Raw genomic sequence first — 19,037 nt, 5'->3', positions numbered from 1 at the left:
TATTTAGCTGTTAATTATTATGTTCACTGCTGTTTCGCCGAGCCAGTCAACCCGAACGGCAAAGTGAAGTCAATAGCGAACACAGGGCCGCACAGGGTTTATTTTTACGGCTTTTTTTAACACTCTCATGCCAAAGCAGGCGCCAGACGCACGGAAACCATGAAGATTTGATGAACGGCGTTTAGAATTTTTTACATGGCAGTTGTTAATTAAAATCAACGAGGCTAAGCTCCGGAAAAGCTCGTTCAAGTGTCAAACTTCGAGGTGAATAAAAATGGCATTCAAGCCATTGATCGGCGTTACTGCGTGCGTCAAACAGATTGGCCTGCACCCCTATCACATCAGCGGCGACAAGTACGTTCGCGCTGTCAGCGTTTCGGCGCTGGGGTTGCCAGTGGTCATTCCTTCCCTTGGCAACCTGACTGAAATCGACGACCTGCTCGGTCAGCTCGACGGTCTGCTGCTGACCGGTTCGCCCTCGAATGTGGAACCTTTCCACTATCAAGGCCCGGCCAGCGCTCCCGGCACGGATCACGATCCGGCGCGGGACGCCACAACCCTTCCTTTATTGCGTGCAGCCATCGCGGCGGGCGTTCCGGTGCTCGGCATTTGCCGTGGCTTCCAGGAAATGAACGTGGCGTTCGGCGGCAGCCTGCACCAGAAGGTGCATGAGTTGCCGGGCATGCTCGATCACCGCGAAGCCGACAGCCCGGATGTTGCCGTGCAGTACGCCCCGGCCCACGCCGTGACGGTGCTGGCCGGCGGCGTGTTCGAAACGCTGGAGTTGCCGGGTGAATTCCAGGTCAACTCGATTCACAGCCAGGGCATCGACCGCCTCGCTCCCGGCCTGCGCGCCGAAGCCGTGGCGCCGGATGGCCTGATCGAGGCGGTCTCGGTGGAGCACAGCCCGACCTTCGCCCTCGGCGTGCAATGGCACCCCGAATGGCAAGTGCTGGACAACCCGAACTACCTGCGGATTTTCCAGGCGTTCGGCGAGGCTTGCCGCCAGCGTGCGGCGCGACGCAACCAGCGCTGACGCCACCCAACGATTGCAAAACCATTTACTGCCCCCGCGGGGTCGGCGGCTGCGCGTTTGCGTATCCGTCATCCGCGAACAGCAACACACCGCGAAAACAAAAAGCACCACCCGGCAGCCAGGACGGCGGCGCCGAACAACCCGCACGGTGCGGGTCTGCAATCCACTCTTAAGCCAGGCCGCGTTGGCCCGGCGACTGAAACCTGTTGGGAGTTTCACATGGCAAACGCCTCCAGCACTTACAGGAAGGCACTTGAAGGTCATCAGCAACCGAAAAAGGTTCTGGTGAAAGTCGACCGTGTCACCAAGAAGTTCGACGAAACCACCGCCGTGGACGATGTGTCCCTGGAGATCCATCAGGGCGAAATTTTCGCCCTGCTCGGTGGCTCCGGTTCGGGCAAATCGACCCTGCTGCGCATGCTCGCCGGTTTCGAGCGCCCGACCGAAGGGCGGATTCTGCTCGACGGCGTGGATATCACCGACATGCCGCCGTACGAGCGGCCGATCAACATGATGTTCCAGTCCTACGCGCTGTTCCCACACATGACCGTGGCGCAGAACATTGCCTTCGGCCTCAAGCAAGACCGTTTGCCCGCCAGCGAAATCGACGCCCGCGTCGAAGAGATGCTGCGCCTGGTGCACATGACCCAATACGCCAAACGCAAGCCGCATCAGTTGTCCGGCGGTCAGCGTCAGCGCGTCGCCCTCGCCCGCTCGCTGGCCAAGCGCCCGAAACTGTTGCTGCTCGACGAACCGATGGGCGCACTGGATAAAAAGCTGCGCTCGCAAATGCAGCTGGAGCTGGTGGAAATCATCGAGCGTGTCGGCGTGACCTGCGTGATGGTGACCCACGACCAGGAAGAAGCCATGACCATGGCCGAGCGCATCGCGATCATGCACCTGGGCTGGATTGCCCAGATCGGCAGCCCGGTCGACATCTATGAGGCGCCGGTCAGCCGCATGGTCTGCGAGTTCATCGGCAATGTGAACGCCTTCGACGGCACTGTTGTTGAAGACCTCGAAGGTCACGCGATCATTCACAGCCCGGACTTGCAGCAGAAGATCTACGTCGGTCACGGCGTCAGCACTTCAGTGCAGGACAAGTCGATCACCTACGCGATCCGCCCGGAAAAAATGCTCGTCAGCACGATCAAACCGGAGCACCGCTACAACTGGTCCGAAGGCAAGGTGCATGACATCGCCTACCTCGGCGGGCACTCGGTGTTCTACGTCGAATTACCCGGCGGCAAAATCGTCCAGTCGTTCATGGCCAACGCCGAACGCCGTGGTGCACGTCCGACCTGGGACGACAAGGTCTACGTGTGGTGGGAAGACGACAGCGGCGTGGTACTGCGCTCATGAGAACCTTCAATCAGCAATTCCTGCGCCTGGTGCCCAGCGGGCGAAAGTTCGTCATCGGCATCCCGTTCATCTGGCTGTTCCTGTTCTTCATGCTGCCGTTCTTTTTGGTGATGAAGATCAGTTTCTCGGAAGCCGCGTTGTCGATCCCGCCGTACTCGGAGATCTACACCTACGCCGAACAGAAATTCCAGCTGATGCTGAACATCGGCAACTACAGCATGCTCGGCGAAGACGAGTTGTATCTGTCGGCTTACCTCGGTTCGCTGAAGGTCGCCGCGCTGAGCACGATGATGTGCCTGGTGATCGGTTTCCCAATGGCCTACGCGATCACCAAGGCGAGCAAGGAAGCGCAAAACGTCCTGCTGCTGTTGATCATGATGCCGACCTGGACTGCAATTCTGATCCGCGTGTATGCGTGGATGGGCATCCTCAGCAACAACGGCCTGCTCAACGCGTTTCTGATGTGGACAGGGCTGACCGATCACCCGATCGAGATCCTCAACACCAACACCGCCGTGTATATCGGCGTGGTCTATGCGTATCTGCCGTTCATGGTGTTGCCGCTGTACGCCAACCTGGTGAAGCACGACGGCAGCCTGCTGGAAGCCGCGTCGGATCTGGGTTCGAGCAACTTCAACAACTTCTGGAAAATCACCGTACCGCTGGCCAAGAACGGCATCATTGCCGGCTGCATGCTGGTGTTCATTCCGGTGGTGGGCGAGTTCGTTATTCCGGAACTGCTGGGCGGCCCGGAGACGCTGATGATCGGTCGCGTACTGTGGCAAGAGTTCTTCAATAACCGCGACTGGCCGGTGGCGTCCGCCCTGGCGGTGGTGATGCTGTTGATCCTGATTGTGCCGATTCTGCTGTTCAACCGCAGCCAGGCCAAAGAGATGGAGGCACGGGGATGAAACGCTTCGGATTTTCAAAGTTCATGCTGATCTTCGGCCTGATGTTCATCTATCTGCCGATGCTGATTCTGGTGATCTACTCGTTCAACGCCTCGAAACTGGTGACGGTGTGGGGCGGCTGGTCGGTGAAGTGGTACGTCGGCCTGCTCGACAACACCCAACTGATGGGCTCGGTGGTGCGCTCGCTGGAAATCGCCTGCTACACCGCGATTGCCGCCGTGGCGCTGGGCACCCTCGCCGCTTTCGTGCTGACCCGCGTGACACGCTTCAAGGGTCGTACGCTGTTCGGTGGTCTGGTAACGGCGCCATTGGTGATGCCGGAAGTGATCACCGGTCTGTCGCTGTTGCTGCTGTTTGTGGCGATGGCGCAACTGATCGGCTGGCCTCAGGAACGTGGCATCGTCACGATCTGGATCGCCCACACGACGTTTTGTGCAGCCTATGTGGCGGTGGTAGTCTCCGCCCGCCTGCGTGAGCTGGATCTGTCGATTGAAGAAGCGGCGATGGATCTGGGTGCGAAACCGTTCAAGGTTTTCTTCCTGATCACCATTCCAATGATCGCGCCGTCGCTGGCAGCGGGCGGGATGATGTCGTTCGCCCTGTCGCTGGATGACCTGGTGCTGGCGAGCTTCGTCTCCGGCCCAGGTTCGACGACGTTGCCGATGGAAGTGTTCTCGGCGGTGCGTCTTGGCGTGAAGCCTGAGATCAACGCCGTGGCCAGTCTGATTCTGCTGGCGGTGTCGCTGGTGACCTTCCTCGTCTGGTACTTCGGCCGCAAGGCAGAGGCCAGCCGCAAGAAAGCGATTCAGGAAGCGATGGATCAGACGGCGAACGAGTCGTGGCAGCCTCAGCGTGCCGCCACCACAGCCTGACAGCTTGGTGGAGATCCATTGTGGCGAGGGGATTTAGCGAAACGTCGCACCGCCCCGTTCGGCTGCGAAGCAGTCGTAAAACCTCAGAACTCCGTGTGCCTGACACACTGTGATTGCAGGTTTTGGGGCCGCTTCGCGACCCAACGGGGATAAATCCCCTCACCACAAAAGCTCCTTTCCACAAGGTTATGTGTGCCGCTGGTTGGTGTTTTTGATTAAAAGTTTTGAATAAGAAGAATGGAGTTTCACCGATGAAAATGTTTGGCAGGACTCTGCTGACACTGTCCTTAATGGGCGCAATCGTCATGGGCGCCCAGGCCAACGACAAGGTGCTGCGTGTTTACAACTGGTCCGATTACATCGCGCCGGACACCGTCAAGAAGTTCGAAGACGAGACCGGCATCCGCGTGACCTATGACGTCTTCGACAGCAACGAGACCCTTGAGGCGCGTTTGCTGGCGGGCAAATCCGGCTACGACCTGGTCGTGCCGTCCAACAGTTTCCTGGCCAAGCAGATCAAGGCCGGCGTCTATCAGACGCTGGACAAATCGAAGCTGCCGAACTGGAAGAATCTCAACCCGGTGCTGCTGAAAAACGCCGCCGCCAGTGATCCGGACAACGCTCACGCGTTCCCGTACATGTGGGGCTCGATCGGCATCGGCTTCAACCCGGCCAAGGTCAAGGAAGTGCTCGGCGCCGACGCCCCGACCAATTCCTGGGACTTGCTGTTCAAACCGGAAAACGCTGAAAAACTGAAGGCCTGCGGCATCAGTTTCCTCGATTCGCCGACCGAGATGATCCCGGCCGCCCTGCACTATCTGGGCTACCCGGTGAACGACAAGGACACCGCGCACATCCAGGAAGCCGAAGCGCTGTTCATGAAGATTCGCCCTAACGTGGCGTACTTCCATTCCTCGAAATACATCTCGGACTTGGCCAACGGCAACATCTGCGTGGCGGTCGGTTACTCCGGTGACGTCCTGCAGGCCAAGGCCCGCGCGGTGGAATCGGGCAACAACGTAGTGATCGATTACAGCATTCCCAAAGAAGGTGCCGGCAGCTTCTACGACATGGTCGCCATTCCGCGCGATGCAGCGAACGTCGAGAACGCTTACCTGTTCATGGACTTCCTGATGCGTCCGGACATCATCGCCGAGATCACCAACAGCAACGGCTACAGCAACGCCAACGCGGCGGCGACGCCACTGGTGGACGAAGCGATCCGCAACGACCCGGGGTCGTACCCGTCGCAAGCGGTCATGGCGACGCTTTACGCCGTGCCGGATCAGCCGATTGCCACGCAGCGGATCATGACCCGTGGCTGGACCCGGGTGAAGCTCGGCAAATAAACCTTACCGTGATCGTTCCCACGCTCGGCGTGGGAATGCAACCCGGGACGCTCCGCGTCCCAAAGCGGACGCAGAGCGTCCATTGAGGCATTCCCACGCAGAGCATGGGAACGATCAAGGGTTTACTTGAAGTTTTTTTGATTTCCCGTTCGCGCAGCGCCTTACCACCGCTGCACCGTTACATGAACGGCCTCACCTGGCTTCCTCGGTTCAGGTGAATTCAGGCGCCCTCGGGCGCCTTTTTTTGTCGCTTCAGCTCAGCGGCCAATCCTGCACAATCCGATAGCGGCCCTTGTGCGATTCGAACAGGGCAAAGCGGTCGGCCCGCAGAAGAAACTCCGGCGGCGTGGACGACTCGGGTTCCGCTGCACGGTAATCGCGGGCCAGTGTCAGGTGCGGGCGAAACTCGCGAGGGGACTCGTCGAAACCGAAGGGCAACATGGCCTGTTCCAGGGCGTAGACCAACCGCAGCAATTGCGGCGGTGCCTGCTCGGGGGCCAGCGACAAGACCCCGGCACGGTGCCAGACCTGCAACCGATCCAGCGCAATCTTCAACGCCTGCCCCGGTGTGCGCACGTTACCTGCGGCTTCGCAGACTTCATTGATCTGCGCCAGCGGCACTGCGCCGAGAAACAGCAACGTCAGGTGAAAATTGTCCGCCGGTACCGGTTTACCGGCTCTCAAACCCAACTCTGCGCGCCACTGGGCAATCGCCTTGCGCTGCGCCGGTGGGCAGTCCAATGCAAAGAACAGCCGCTTGAACGGTTCATCGCCACGCATGTCATCCGTCATGATCCGGTTCCTTGATCGTCGTGATGGACCGATTCTACACAGCCTGAACGGACGACTTGCAGCACGCGTCTATAGTTCAAGGATTGCCATCCACCGGAGGACGTCATGCGCGAGATCCTCAGCAAAGAGCCGTGGTGGGCCCGGCCACCGAACCCCGGGCAAGATGAGAGCGAACTGGAATGGGGCTGGCTGGTGCATTACAGCGAGGGCGAGCCGCGCTTTGAATTCATCCGCGAGCGGCCGACGGACGAACAGATCCGCCAGCGCAAAAGCTGCCGGATTACCCCCCCATCTGAGTGACACAGTACCTGTTGGAGTGAGCCTGCTCGCGATGGCGGTGGATCTGACTATGAGGTTTTGAACCTGCACACGCCATCGCGAGCAGGCTCACTCCTACAAGGGATTTGTGCGGGGTTCAGGGTTCGAGAATATTTTTGAAGCCGCCGAAGATCATGCGCTGGCCATCAAATCCCATCGGGTTGACGTCCGGTTGCATGCGCGGGTCTTCCATCATTTTCGCCATGCCGGCATCACGAGTGGCTTTGTCTGGCCATACTAACCAGCCGGACGAAACCGTCTCACCCTCCTTGAGTTTTACCGCCATCGGAAATGACGTGACTTTACCTTCCGGCACGTCATCGCCCCAGCACTGAACCACGTCCTGTGCACCGTACTCCTTGAACAGACGGGCAGCGATTTCACAATGTTTTTTGTACTGCTCACGGTTGGCGTTCGGCACCGGCGCGACAAAAATATCGATGTAAGCCATGGTCATTCTCCTTGCACGTTGGGTTCGATCTGCTGAGTAGTCGATTCTGGCGGACGCCATTCGACACGGTTGACGCCCAGCCCGACCGACGGTTGGTCTGCCGCTCCTAAATTACGTTCGACTTGCCCGGCCATGTGCAGCGTACCGGCCATGACACCGGTGGTCGGGTTCTGCACCAGTTTCAGCCAGGCTTTGTCGAAGGTGTTGCCCAGGCTACTGCGGATCAGCGCCTCGCTGTCGGGACGATCATTGGCCTGAAGGATTGCGCGGATGCCTGCCACCCCCACTGAGATCAGCCCACCGACCAGTTTGCCAGCGGCGGCGGCCACGGCGCTGGCCGCACCGCGCGGGGCCATCTCCGCCTCCATGCGTTGGCTGGCCCGTTTGGCAACGGGAGCCATGCCGGCGTCAGTCGAAGCGATCCCCTTGGCGCCGCCGTCGGTATGGATCTTGTCGATCAGTGCGGCATACGCCGGCAATGTATTCAGCGGCTCAGTGCTGATGACCTGATACAGCGACGCGTCCCGTGCACTGGGCGGGCCAAGCGCGATGGCAGGAATTTTCTGTAAATGTCCATTGAGTTGTGCGACCGGCACACCGTGGCGCTGGGCGATGAGCGGCATCTGCCTGGCCATCTGCTGCGCGTAGAACTCCGTCGACTGGCTGAGGATCGCGTCCGGATCAATCTCCACCGCCACCGGCGCCAGCACCCTTTCCTGATACTGCTCAAGCAGATACGTCGCCAGACGCCTGGCCGATGCGTCCTGTTCGCCGCCCGCGCTGAGCGTGTACCAACTGACCTTCATCGACAGCCATTCCTGGGTCCAGTAGCTGCTGAACCACGGGATGAAATTTTCTTCAGTTTGCTGATAGACGCGAGTGCGCCAATGTTCCATCGAGCCACGAGCGAACAGCTTGACCTGCTCGGTGGACTGTTGCGATGCGCTGACGATTTCGCGGTCAATCTGCTGCCAAGTGGCGGGCGACACGACCACCGTCGGCGCTGGCGCGGGAGTCCGTGCCGTGGTGGCGCAGCCGGCCGGCAGAAACAATGCGGCAAGAGCCAGCGCACGCAGGGTCACGGTGGCGGTGTCCTTCAAGCAAGGAGGTAGGCAGATTTGAGTATAGGCGCCGGAGTCGGGCTATTTGTCGCCGATGTTGAAAACACTTCCGATCCCCTGTGGGAGCGGGCCTTCAATAATCATCAACAGCGTCGATATTCACCATCGCGACGATTGCCTTCCGCCCGCCGGCCAGCAGAGGCACGATGGCCACATCCGAGACACAACGAGGAGTTCACCCATGATCACCACCATCACTCTCTCCGTGAGTTTCCCGGTGTTCGGCAGCAACTACTACGACCAGCACGCCGTGCCACGCAAGGCTCAGGCGCTGGTGTTCAACGAAGATTTCGAAGACCTGCTGATGCCCGCCGCCAGCAATCATTTCAGCAATGAAGTGGTTGGCATCAACGATCAGTTCCGTTTTCTGAGCGACATTCTCGCCACCCATTTGCTGGACATCGAGGCCTCCGTGCCTGCGCGATCCAGCGTCCGGGCGAGCGCTCACTTTTCTTGATGAACGAGGGCGTTCCCTTTTCGGGGGAACGCCCTCTGGTTTTTCACTCAATCATCATCGCGATCACGGTAATAACGACGACCGTCGCGGCGATCATCGCGGTCATCCCAACGCCGGTCGTGGTCGTAATAGCGACCGTGGTCGCGTTCATAATGCCGGCCGTGACGGTGATCATCATCAAAGTCTGCAACACAACCGCCCAGCAGTACGGCGGCAGAAACTGTCAGCAACAGCGTTGTAGCGCGCTTCATTCAACTCTTCCCTAACACCCAAGGTCTTGACGACGGAATCGGCCAACGCTGCCCTCGCCTTCAGGACACGGTGCGCGCAGCCGCCCATACGACCGGGTAAAAGCACTTTGATTCAGTGGCCAGCAATGACCGTTTATCGCCTCAATCGCCCTGACCGAACAGCGGCGTAATGCCACCTATACTGCTTCTTGACGACACCCACGCAACGGACCTGCGCCCTCAAGAATAAAAAGCAGAGGTGCACCATGGTCTGGCAACAAATCTACGACCCGTTCGGCAACCCGGTGATCTCCACCCTCATGGCCGCCGTGCCGGTGGTGGTGATGCTCGCGGCGCTGGCGTTCTTCCACGTCAAGGCGCATCTGGCGGCGCTGCTGGCGTTGGCTTCAGCCTTGCTGATCTCGATTTTCGCCTTCGGCATGCCCGCCAGCATGGCCGGTTCTGCGGCGTTGTTCGGTGCGGCCAACGGCTTGCTGCCGATCGGCTGGATCGTCCTGAACATCATCTTTCTGCATCGCCTGACCACCGAGAACGGTTCGTTCAAAGTGCTGCAGGATTCCCTCGCGCGCATCACCGATGATCGACGCCTGCAACTGCTGCTGATCGCTTTCTGCTTCGGCGCGTTCTTCGAAGGCGCAGCAGGCTTCGGCACGCCCGTGGCGGTGACCGGGGCGATTCTGATCGGCCTCGGTTTCTCGCCGTTGGCCGCCTCGGGGCTGGCGCTGATCGCCAACACCGCGCCAGTGGCGTTCGGCGCGCTCGGGACGCCGATCATCACCCTGGCCAAGGTCACCGGGCTGGACGAGATGGAGCTGTCGATGATGGTCGGTCGGCAGTTGCCGTTCTTCTCGGTGCTGGTGCCGTTCTGGCTGATCTGGGCTTTCGCCGGCTGGCGCAAGATGCTGGAGATCTGGCCGGCGATTCTGGTGGCCGGCGTCAGTTTCGCCGTGCCGCAATTTCTGGTGTCGAACTACCACGGGCCGATGCTGGTGGACGTGATCGCTGCGCTGATTTCGATGGCGTGCCTGACGTTGTTCTTGAAGGTGTGGAAACCGGCGACGATTCACACCTCGGCGGCGCTGTCGGGGCGCGTCGACAACTCTAAAGTCGAGGAAGAAAAAGTCACCGCCAGTGCCGCCTTCAGCGATCAGGCGCGTCCGGCAGTCATGCGCGCATGGATGCCGTGGATCATCCTCACGGTGTTTGTGTTTGCCTGGGGCACCCAGGGTTTCAAGAATATGTTCGACGTGCGCCCGGCCATCGATCCCGTCACCCACTCGGCCAAACTCGATCCCCAAGGCAAACCGGTCAACGAGGCCAACCCGATTTTTGCCCCGGCCGTGACCTTCACCACGCTTCATCTGCAAGTCGAAAAAGTCCCACCCGTGGTGCCCGCGCCGAAAGCCGAGGAAGCGGTGTACAAATTCACCTGGTTCACCGCCACCGGCAGCGGCATTTTGCTCGCGGCGATTGTTGGCGGGTTGCTGATGGGCTATTCGATCCCGCAGTTGATCAAGCAATACCTGCGCACGTTGTGGGTGGTGCGCTTTTCGCTGATCACCATCGCGGCGATGTTGGCGCTGGGCTTCCTCACGCGCTATTCGGGACTGGACGCGACCATGGGTCTGGCGTTCGCCGCGACGGGGATTTTTTATCCGATGTTCGGCACCTTGCTCGGCTGGCTCGGCGTGGCGCTGACCGGTTCCGACACGGCCTCCAACGTGCTGTTCGGCGGCTTGCAGCGCGTGACCTCGGAACAGCTGGGGATCAGCCCGATTCTGATGGCGGCGGCCAACAGCTCCGGCGGGGTCATGGGCAAAATGGTCGACGCGCAATCCATCGTGGTCGCCTCCACCGCCACCCGTTGGTACGGGCATGAGGGCGAGATTCTGCGCTACGTGTTCTTCCACTCGATCGTGCTGGCAATCCTGGTCGGCGGGTTGGTGACGTTGCAGGCGTATGTGGCGCCGTTTACCCACATGGTCGTTGGCGGACATTGATGCGGCAGTGATGGCCTCTTCGCGGGCAAGCGCAAGCCCCCTCCCACATTTAAATGTGACATCCAGAAGACTCATGAGCCACGCGCATAACTCTATGGCGCAAATCAGCAAAAACCTTTTCCTCTCTTCAGCGGTCACTCCTTAACGAGACCGGCGATCACGCTGGCTGCCCGTCCGGGCCGTACAACCCTGCTGCCCTGATGAAGAGAAAAGGAATCGAACCATGACGATTTCCCGACGCAGATTTCTGATCCTCGGCGCCGTGACCGCGACAGCGTTCGCCATGCCACCGTTTATCAGCCTCAAGGCCTACGCCGCCAATCTGGAGCAACCGGCCATGAATAAAGTGACCATCAACGTCAACGGAAAACCGCGTGAACTGGACATCGACACCCGTACCACTCTGCTCGATGCGCTGCGCGAACACTTGCACCTGACCGGCACGAAAAAAGGCTGCGATCACGGCCAGTGCGGCGCCTGCACGGTGATCGCCGATGGCCGACGGATCAATTCCTGTCTGAGCCTGGCGGTGATGCACGACGGTGCTGAAATCACCACCATCGAAGGCCTCGGCATGCCGGACAACCTGCACCCGATGCAAGCGGCATTCATCAAGCACGACGGTTACCAATGCGGTTATTGCACGCCGGGACAGATCTGCTCGGCGGTGGCGGTGCTCAAGGAAATCCGCGACGGCATTCCCAGCCACGCCAGCGCCAGCCTGACCGAACCACCGCAACTGATCGCCAGCGAGTTTCAGGAACGCATGAGCGGCAACATCTGCCGCTGTGGCGCCTACTCGAACATCATCGAAGCCATCACTGAAGTCGCGCAGGTGCAATCATGAGACCGTTCACTTACCTGCGCGCCGACTCCCCGGCCGCCGCTGCCCAGGCCGCTCAGCTCGAAGGTGCGAAGTTCATTGCCGGCGGCACCAACCTGCTCGACCTGATGAAGCTCGACATCGAAACCCCGCTGCAACTCATCGACGTCAATCACTTGGGCCTGGATCAGATCGAAGCCACACCCGAGGGCGGCCTGCGCATTGGCGCACTGGTACGCAACACTGATCTGGCCGCCGACCCGCGCGTGCGCAAGGACTACGCCCTGCTCTCCCGCGCCTTGCTTGCCGGCGCTTCCGGCCAGTTGCGCAACATGGCGACCACCGCCGGCAACCTGCTGCAACGCACACGCTGCCCGTACTTCTACGACACCAATCAAGCCTGCAACAAACGCAATCCCGGCAGTGGTTGCGCGGCGATTGCCGGAGTCAGTCGGCAATTGGGCATCATCGGCGTCAGCACCGCGTGCATCGCCACGCACCCCAGCGACATGGCCATCGCCCTGCGCGCGCTGGATGCGCAGGTCGAAACGGTCAAACCCGACGGCAGTACACGCCGCATCGCCATGGCCGATTTCCATCAACTGCCAGGCAACACTCCGAACGTCGAAACCAGCCTGACACCCGGCGAGTTCATCACCTCGGTGACCTTGCCCGCCCCCGTTGGCGGCACGCATGTTTATCACAAGGTGCGGGATCGCTCGTCGTACGCGTTTGCGCTGGTCTCGGTCGGGCTGATCCTGCAAAAGGACGGCAGCGGTCGCGTGGCGGTCGGCGGCATCGCGCCGAAACCCTGGCGGGTCGAAGCGGCGGAAGCGTTGCTGAGCCAAGGGGCGAAAGCCGTCAGCCAGCGCTTGCTCGACGGTGCAACACCGACCCACGACAACCAATTCAAACTGACCCTGGTCGAACGCACGCTCGGCTCGGTGTTGGCGCAAGCGAGGGACGAAGCATGAAATTCGACACGCCCGCCACGACCAATCCGATCGATCAGTTGAAGGTGATTGGCAAACCCACCGACCGCATCGAAGGCCGGTTGAAAACCAGCGGCCAAGCGCCTTACGCCTACGAGCAGCACGAGGCTGTGGCGAATCAGGCATACGGTTTCATGGTCGGCGCGGCCATCGCCAAGGGCCGCATCAACAGCATGGATCTGGAGCAGGCAAAAGCCGCACCCGGCGTTCTGGCCATCGTCACTGCCGCCAACGCCGGCAAGCTCGGCAAGGGCAAATACAACGCCGCGCACTTGCTCGCCGGCCCCGAGATCCAGCACTACCATCAGGCCGTGGCGCTAGTGGTTGCCGAGACATTCGAGCAGGCTCGCGCTGCAGCCCAATTGGTCAAAATCGAGTACGTCGCCGACGCGGGTGCGTTCGATCTGGCCAGCGTGCGCAATCAGGGTGTCGAGCCGAAAGACGAATTGCCCGACGTCAGCCACGGCGATTTCGCCAGTGCTTTCAGCGCCGCGGCGGTGCAGTTCGACCAGTCCTACAGCACTCCCGATCAGTCCCACGCAATGATGGAACCGCACGCGACTCTGGCTGCCTGGAAAGGCGATCAACTGACCCTGTGGACGTCCAATCAGATGATCGCCTGGAGCGTCGGCGACATCGCCGCCACCCTCGGTTTGCCCAAGGACAAGGTGCGCCTGGTCTCGCCGTACATTGGCGGTGGTTTCGGCGGCAAACTGTTTGTCCGCGCCGACGCAATCCTCGCCGCCCTCGGCGCACGCCTGGCCAACCGTCCGGTCAAGGTCGCCCTCGCGCGGCCACAAATCGCCAACAACACCACGCACCGCCCCGCGACGATTCAGCGCATCCGCATGGGCGCCACCGCTGACGGCAAGCTCACGGCCATCGCCCACGAAGGCTGGTCAGGCAACCTCGCCGAGGGCAAGGTCGAGGTTGCGGCGCAACCGAGCCAACTGCTTTACGCGGCGGAAAACCGGCTGGTCAGCATGCGCCTCGCACCGCTCGATCTGCCGGAAGGCAACGCCATGCGCGCCCCCGGCGAAACCCCGGGGCTGATGGTGCTGGAGATCGCCATGGACGAGATGGCCGAACAGCTCAAACTCGATCCGATCCAGTTCCGCATCCTCAATGACACCCAGGTCGACCCGGTCAAAACCGAGCGGCCCTTCTCCCAACGCCGTCTGATCGAATGCCTGCAAACCGGCGCCGAGCGCTTTGGCTGGGACAAACGCCACGCACAACCCGGCACTCAACGTGAAGGTCGCTGGCTGATCGGCATGGGCGTGGCGGCGGCGATTCGCAACAACTTGCTAGTGAAGTCCGGTGCACGGGTGCGGCTGGAGCGCGACGGCAAAGTGGTGGTGGAAACCGACATGACCGACATCGGCACCGGTAGCTACACGATCATCGCGCAGACGGCGGCAGAAATGATGGGCGTGGGACTGGACGATGTCATCGTGCGGTTGGGTGATTCGGACTTCCCGGTGTCGTCCGGTTCCGGCGGCCAGTTTGGCGCCAACTGCTCGACGGCAGGCGTGTATGCCGCGTGCATGAAACTGCGCGAAACGGTAGCCGGCAAGCTGGGCATGGCGGCGGACAAAGCCGAATTTGTCGAGGGTCAGGTGCGACTCGGCAACAAAAGCGTACCGCTGCGCAACGCCGCGCAAAGCGGTGCGCTCGTCGCCGAAGACAGCATCGAATTCGCCGACCTCGCCAAGCAGTATCAGCAGTCGACGTTCGGCGCGCACTTCGTTGAAGTCGCAGTGGACGCGGCCACCGGTGAAGTGCGCGTGCGAAGGATGCTCGCGGTGTGCGCGGCGGGGCGGATTCTCAACCCGAAAGCGGCCCGCAGCCAGGTGATCGGCGCAATGACCATGGGCGTCGGCGCGGCGTTGATGGAAGAGCTGGCGGTGGACAAAAAACTCGGCTTTTTCGTCAACCATGATCTGGCAGGTTACGAGGTGCCGGTGCATGCCGACATCCCGCATCAGGAAGTGATTTTCCTCGATGAGACCGATCCGCTGTCCTCACCCATGAAGGCCAAGGGTGTCGGCGAGCTGGGAATCTGCGGCGTGAGTGCGGCGGTGGCCAATGCAATCTACAACGCCACCGGCGCAAGGGTGCGGGACTACCCGATCACGCTGGACAAGATTCTTGACTCGTTGCCGGCGATGATCTGACGGACAGCCGAATCAGGGGAGGTAATGGGCGCAGGTTAGTCGGCTCGCGGATAGTGTTCTGCGCTCACCTGCTCCATCCACTCCACCACTTTGCCGTCCAGCACTTCGGCAATCGCGATGTGCGTCATCGCCGTCGTCGGCGCCGCGCCATGCCAGTGCTTGACGCCGGGCGCGATCCACACCGTGTCGCCGGGACGAATCGCGCGCACCGGTTGCCCCCATTCCTGCACAAAACCTGCGCCCGCCGTGACAATCAAGGTCTGCCCCAACGGATGGGTGTGCCACGCGGTGCGCGCGCCCGGTTCGAACGTGACGGTCGCGCCACTGACCCGTGCCTTGTCCGAGCCCTTGAATGGCGCGTCCACCCGCACGATCCCGGTGAACCAATCCGCCGGGCCTTGGGCCGAAGGTTGTGAGCCATTGGGCGTGACTGTCACCCGCGGCGTTTCATTCGCCTGAGTGTCGGCGGCGAGCAAGGAAAGGGTCAGCGCGGAAGCGGCGATCGGGTTCATGGTATCGGTCTCCAGTCAGTGATGTCAGTCACTCTACCGACGCGGACTCTTCTGATAATCGACTAGAATTCGAAAAAACTTATGCAGGAAAATCATCAATGCTTCGGGAAAACGCCACCGACCTGCTCGCCTTCCTCGCCGTGGCCCGCGAGCGCAGTTTCACCAAGGCAGCGGCGAAACTCGGCGTATCGCAATCGGCGCTGAGCCACACCATCCGCAGTCTTGAAGCCCGCCTCGGCCTGCGCCTGCTGACCCGCACCACGCGTAGCGTCTCGCCGACCGAGGCCGGTGAACACTTGCTGCAAACCATTGGCCCGCGCTTCGAAGAGATCGAGGTGGAACTCGCCGCGCTGAGCAACTTGCGCGAAACCCCGGCGGGCAAGATCCGTCTCAGCGCCACCGACCATTCACTGGACTGGCTGCTGCGCCCGGTGCTGAAGGAGTTTCTGCCGCAGTACCCGGACATCGCCGTCGAGGTCTGCTGCGATTATGGTTTCGTCGACATCGCCGGCCAGGGCTTCGACGCCGGCGTGCGTTTGGGCGAGGACGTCGCCCAAGGCATGATCGCCACCCGCATCGGCCCGGACATGCGCATGGCGGTGGTCGGTTCGCCCGCCTATTTCGCCAGACGCCCGCCACCGCAGACCCCACGTGACCTCACCGGGCACGCCTGCAACAACCTGCGTTTGCCCACCAATGGCGGGCTGTACGTCTGGGAATTCGAAAAGGCCGGCGAAAGCCTCAAGGTGCGGGTGTCCGGGCAAGTCACCTTGAACGGCGTCTACCCATTGCTGGACGCGGCGCTGGACGGGTTCGGCCTCAGTTACATCCCGGAAAACCTCGTCGCGCCGTATCTGGCTGACGGCCGTCTGCTGCAGGTGCTGGAAGACTGGTGCCCGACGTTTGCCGGTTATCACCTGTACTATCCGAGCCGGCGTCAGGCGGCGCCGGCTTTTGCACTGTTGCTGGAGGCGTTGCGTTATCGCGGTTGATCGAACCTAACCCACCAGCGCAATCAACTGATGCCGCTGCGCATCGGTCAACATCGGCCCGAACCCGGCCCTGACGTTTTCGGCCATGTAGCGCGAATTGCTCGTCCCCGGAATCACACACGTCACCGCCGGATGTGCCAGCAGAAACTTCAGTGCCAGCTGCGGCCAACTGTTGACCTGCACATCCGAAACCCACGCCGGCAACGGTGTGCCCTTGAGCCTTGCAAGCAAACCATCGCCACCGAACGGCCGGTTGCAGATCACCGCCACCCCGCGTTCTCGGCACAGCGGCAGGATGCGTTTTTCCACGCCACGGTCATCGAGGGCGTAGTTGATCTGCAGAAAATCCAGTGGCTCGGCCTTCAGCACAGCTTCCACTTCGTCATAGGCCGAGGGGGTGTAATGGGTGATGCCGATGTAGCGGATACGACCCCGCTCCTTCCATTCGCGCAACGTCGGCAGATGCGTTTGCCAGTCGAGCAGGTTGTGGATCTGCATCAGATCGATGCGCTCGGTGCGCAGCAGGCTGAACGACTGCTCCATCTGCGCGATGCCCTCTTCGCGCCCGCGAGTCCAGACCTTGGTCGCCAGAAACGCAGGGGAACGCGGTTGGTGGATCGACAGCAATTCGCCGGTGGTCTGTTCGGCGCGGCCATACATGGGCGAGCTGTCGATGACGGTGCCGCCCTTGGCGAACAGTTCGTCGAGCACCGCCGGCAGTTGCTTGTAGGCCGGATCACCAGGCCCGACGTCGAAACCGCGATAGGTGCCCAGTCCGACCAGGGGCATCAATTCGGAGCTGGAGGGGATCGCGCGGGTCTGCATGGTCTGTTGTCCTGTGGCGGTCGGCGTCGTGGCAGTGGCCAGCGCCCGATCAAGGGTGAAGACCGCCGAAACCCCGGCAGCCAGCGTGAGCAATCGGCGACGGGAGTAACCTTCAGTGTGGCTCATGCTGGTTCCCCTGCTGCGTGGATCTGTTGCATGTTGTGTGCGCAGACTGCCGTGGCGAACCGCTGAACTACACTGCGAATTCCACCCGCTCACCCCGTTAAAAGTAGCCGAATGTCCCGAACCCTGATGTCGCTCGTCGCCCTGATCGTTGCCGTGTACCTGGTACTGTGCGCCGCGCTGTTCTTTTTTCAGCGCTCGCTGATCTATTTCCCCCAGCCCGACGCGCCTGCAGCGAGCGAATCGCGACTGAAACTGTCGATGCCGGATGCAGATATCTGGGTCACCACCCGCGAGCGCGCAGGCTCACGCGCGCTGATCTATTTCGGCGGCAATGCCGAGGACGTCTCGCACAATCTTCCGGAGTTCTCCCGGGCATTTCCCGATTACGCGATCTACCTGCTGCACTACCGGGGCTTCGGCGGCAGCGGTGGCTCTGCGTCCGAAGAAGCGATTGCCGAGGATGCACTGGCGCTGTTCGATCAGGTCTACGCCAGCCATCCGCAGGTGTCGTTGATCGGGCGCAGTCTGGGCTCGGGCGTGGCGGTCAGGCTGGCCAGTCAGCGGCCCGTGGCGCAGCTGATTCTGGTCACGCCTTACAACAGCCTCGAAGAAATCGCCGCTCGCCAATACCCGTGGGTGCCGGTGAAGTGGCTGCTCAAGGATCGTTTCGAGTCGGGCAAGTACGCGGCGCACATTCGCGTGCCGACTCTGTTACTGGCGGCGAGCGACGATGAGGTGATTGCACGGGACAGTACGGAACGGCTGCTGGGCAACTTTCCCAAAGGCGTGGCGACGCTGAGGGTGGTGCCGGATTCGGGGCACAACTCGATATCCGAGCGTGCGCAGTATCTGGAGTGGATGGGGGATGTGTTGAATCGCTGATCGTTGTCTGCAGGCGAATTATTTGTTTGCGGGCTGGCCTCTTCGCGGGCAAGCCCGCTCCCACAGGGTTTGTGGTGTGGCTGAAGTCGGATCAGTACCTCAATTCCTGTGGGAGCCGGGCTTGCCCGCGAAGAAGCCAGTGCAGACACCCTGCATCATTTTGGCCGACGCACTGCCCGCACCTTGCTGCTGTTGCCGCCGCCGCAGTAGAACCGCTCACCCCCATCGGCCTCCAGCCCGGAGACGCCGACGCCGGCGGGCAATGCCAGACTTTCCAGTACCTCGCCGTTGGCCAGATCGATCCGCCGAATCTCGCTTTCCTCGCCTTCCCAGGTGCCATGCCACAGTGCACCATCGACCCAGGTCACGCCGGTGACAAAGCGGTTTGATTCGAGGGTACGCAGGACTTTGCCGGTCTCTGGATCAATCTGGTGGATCTTGCGGTCACGGTATTGCCCGACCCACAACGTGCCCTCGGCCCAGGCCATGCCCGAGTCGCCACCATCGCCCGGTGCCGGAATGGTATGGAGTACGCGCCCGGTGGCCGGGTCGATCTTGTTGATTCGACGGTCGGCGATCTGGAACAAGTGCTTGCCGTCGAAGGCGGTCCCGCCATCGGCACTGACTTTGATCGTGCGCACTGTTTCGCCGCTGGCCGGGTCCAGCGCATTGAGCTGGCCGTCACTGGCGAACCAAACCTGGCGGCCGTCGAAGGTGACGCCGTGAACACCTTCAATGCCGTCAAACGGGCCGTATTCACGAACGATTTCTGCGTTTGCCTGTTTCAT

General features: G+C 61.2%; 20 protein-coding genes. 13 read left to right on the top strand and 7 right to left on the bottom strand.

Translation table 11 applies throughout. The annotated features are described in order from the left end of the window. Window positions 1–274 precede the first annotated feature (274 nt). The 5 genes from F2P67_RS02925 (at window position 275) to F2P67_RS02905 (ending at window position 5,530) form a co-directional block, all read left to right on the top strand. Window positions 275–1,036, top strand: a complete 762-nt coding sequence (locus tag F2P67_RS02925) for a gamma-glutamyl-gamma-aminobutyrate hydrolase family protein (RefSeq protein ID WP_166217082.1) — start codon at window positions 275–277, stop codon at window positions 1,034–1,036. 219 nt (window positions 1,037–1,255) lie between these two features. Beyond that, on the top strand, window positions 1,256–2,398 hold the full coding sequence (gene potA, locus F2P67_RS02920) for a polyamine ABC transporter ATP-binding protein (protein ID WP_166217080.1): 1,143 nt from the start codon (window positions 1,256–1,258) through the stop codon (window positions 2,396–2,398). Between the two features lie 29 nt (window positions 2,399–2,427). Then, a complete protein-coding gene (locus F2P67_RS02915) occupies window positions 2,428–3,309 on the top strand; it encodes an ABC transporter permease subunit (protein ID WP_425511011.1) in 882 nt (293 codons plus the stop codon). Beyond that, a complete protein-coding gene (locus tag F2P67_RS02910; protein WP_166217076.1) occupies window positions 3,306–4,181 on the top strand; it encodes an ABC transporter permease subunit in 876 nt (291 codons plus the stop codon). The genes F2P67_RS02915 and F2P67_RS02910 overlap by 4 nt, the downstream gene beginning before the upstream one ends. Before the next feature lie 251 nt (window positions 4,182–4,432). After that, window positions 4,433–5,530: a polyamine ABC transporter substrate-binding protein gene (locus F2P67_RS02905; RefSeq protein WP_166217074.1), complete on the top strand. Its 1,098-nt coding sequence runs from the start codon at window positions 4,433–4,435 to the stop codon at window positions 5,528–5,530. Window positions 5,531–5,782: 252 nt separating this feature from the next. Here the strand turns inward: F2P67_RS02905 and thpR are convergent, their stop codons facing one another. Then, on the bottom strand, window positions 5,783–6,322 hold the full coding sequence (gene thpR, locus F2P67_RS02900; protein ID WP_166217072.1) for an RNA 2',3'-cyclic phosphodiesterase: 540 nt from the start codon (window positions 6,320–6,322) through the stop codon (window positions 5,783–5,785). 105 nt (window positions 6,323–6,427) lie between these two features. Here thpR and F2P67_RS02895 point away from each other — a divergent pair, with 105 nt between their 5' ends. Continuing rightward, window positions 6,428–6,622: a hypothetical protein gene (locus F2P67_RS02895; protein WP_166217069.1), complete on the top strand. Its 195-nt coding sequence runs from the start codon at window positions 6,428–6,430 to the stop codon at window positions 6,620–6,622. A 115-nt stretch (window positions 6,623–6,737) separates the two neighbouring features. On the opposite strand, the gene F2P67_RS02890 is transcribed toward F2P67_RS02895, so the two are convergent. Both F2P67_RS02890 and F2P67_RS02885 read right to left on the bottom strand, forming a co-directional pair. Further along, the gene (locus F2P67_RS02890) at window positions 6,738–7,091 is read right to left on the bottom strand and encodes a DUF1428 domain-containing protein (RefSeq protein ID WP_166217066.1); all 354 of its coding nucleotides are present in this window, start codon (window positions 7,089–7,091) and stop codon (window positions 6,738–6,740) included. A 2-nt stretch (window positions 7,092–7,093) separates the two neighbouring features. Then, window positions 7,094–8,173: a hypothetical protein gene (locus F2P67_RS02885; RefSeq protein WP_166217063.1), complete on the bottom strand. Its 1,080-nt coding sequence runs from the start codon at window positions 8,171–8,173 to the stop codon at window positions 7,094–7,096. A 220-nt stretch (window positions 8,174–8,393) separates the two neighbouring features. Between F2P67_RS02885 and F2P67_RS02880 the strand changes: the two genes are divergently transcribed. Continuing rightward, window positions 8,394–8,669, top strand: a complete 276-nt coding sequence (locus tag F2P67_RS02880; RefSeq protein ID WP_166217060.1) for a hypothetical protein — start codon at window positions 8,394–8,396, stop codon at window positions 8,667–8,669. Between the two features lie 47 nt (window positions 8,670–8,716). On the opposite strand, the gene F2P67_RS02875 is transcribed toward F2P67_RS02880, so the two are convergent. Continuing rightward, window positions 8,717–8,920 carry a hypothetical protein gene (locus F2P67_RS02875; protein WP_166217057.1) on the bottom strand — a complete coding sequence of 68 codons (204 nt, stop codon included), beginning with the start codon at window positions 8,918–8,920 and terminating at the stop codon, window positions 8,717–8,719. A gap of 245 nt (window positions 8,921–9,165) precedes the next feature. On the opposite strand from F2P67_RS02875, the gene F2P67_RS02870 reads away from it, so the two are divergent. From F2P67_RS02870 to paoC, 4 genes are all read left to right on the top strand, one after another. Continuing rightward, window positions 9,166–10,920, top strand: a complete 1,755-nt coding sequence (locus F2P67_RS02870; RefSeq protein ID WP_166217054.1) for an L-lactate permease — start codon at window positions 9,166–9,168, stop codon at window positions 10,918–10,920. 223 nt (window positions 10,921–11,143) lie between these two features. Further along, window positions 11,144–11,767 (top strand): aldehyde dehydrogenase iron-sulfur subunit PaoA, encoded by a 624-nt coding sequence (gene paoA, locus F2P67_RS02865; RefSeq protein WP_166217051.1) that lies wholly within the window; start codon window positions 11,144–11,146, stop codon window positions 11,765–11,767. Beyond that, entirely contained in the window at window positions 11,764–12,717 is a 954-nt protein-coding gene (locus F2P67_RS02860) for an FAD binding domain-containing protein (RefSeq protein ID WP_166217049.1), read from the top strand. The genes paoA and F2P67_RS02860 overlap by 4 nt, the downstream gene beginning before the upstream one ends. Further along, on the top strand, window positions 12,714–14,912 hold the full coding sequence (gene paoC / locus F2P67_RS02855) for an aldehyde oxidoreductase molybdenum-binding subunit PaoC (RefSeq protein ID WP_166217046.1): 2,199 nt from the start codon (window positions 12,714–12,716) through the stop codon (window positions 14,910–14,912). Before F2P67_RS02860 ends, paoC begins: the two co-directional genes overlap by 4 nt. 35 nt (window positions 14,913–14,947) lie before the next feature. On the opposite strand, the gene F2P67_RS02850 is transcribed toward paoC, so the two are convergent. Next, window positions 14,948–15,424: a (R)-mandelonitrile lyase gene (locus F2P67_RS02850; RefSeq protein ID WP_166217043.1), complete on the bottom strand. Its 477-nt coding sequence runs from the start codon at window positions 15,422–15,424 to the stop codon at window positions 14,948–14,950. A gap of 98 nt (window positions 15,425–15,522) precedes the next feature. Between F2P67_RS02850 and F2P67_RS02845 the strand changes: the two genes are divergently transcribed. Then, window positions 15,523–16,416: a LysR family transcriptional regulator gene (locus F2P67_RS02845; RefSeq protein ID WP_166217040.1), complete on the top strand. Its 894-nt coding sequence runs from the start codon at window positions 15,523–15,525 to the stop codon at window positions 16,414–16,416. A gap of 6 nt (window positions 16,417–16,422) precedes the next feature. Here F2P67_RS02845 and F2P67_RS02840 read toward each other — a convergent pair whose 3' ends face one another. Next, a complete protein-coding gene (locus tag F2P67_RS02840) occupies window positions 16,423–17,367 on the bottom strand; it encodes an aldo/keto reductase (RefSeq protein ID WP_178120903.1) in 945 nt (314 codons plus the stop codon). Window positions 17,368–17,478: 111 nt separating this feature from the next. On the opposite strand from F2P67_RS02840, the gene F2P67_RS02835 reads away from it, so the two are divergent. Further along, complete coding sequence (locus F2P67_RS02835; RefSeq protein ID WP_166217037.1) at window positions 17,479–18,249, top strand: alpha/beta hydrolase; 771 nt, start codon at window positions 17,479–17,481, stop codon at window positions 18,247–18,249. Between the two features lie 155 nt (window positions 18,250–18,404). Here F2P67_RS02835 and F2P67_RS02830 read toward each other — a convergent pair whose 3' ends face one another. After that, on the bottom strand, window positions 18,405–19,037 hold the full coding sequence (locus F2P67_RS02830) for a Vgb family protein (protein ID WP_166217034.1): 633 nt from the start codon (window positions 19,035–19,037) through the stop codon (window positions 18,405–18,407).

The organism is Pseudomonas atagonensis (genome assembly GCF_011369485.1).
Taxonomy (GTDB): Bacteria; Pseudomonadota; Gammaproteobacteria; order Pseudomonadales; family Pseudomonadaceae; genus Aquipseudomonas; species Aquipseudomonas atagonensis.
Note: the sequence above shows the minus strand (reverse complement) of the source record. Positions and strands in the feature narration are given on the sequence as shown.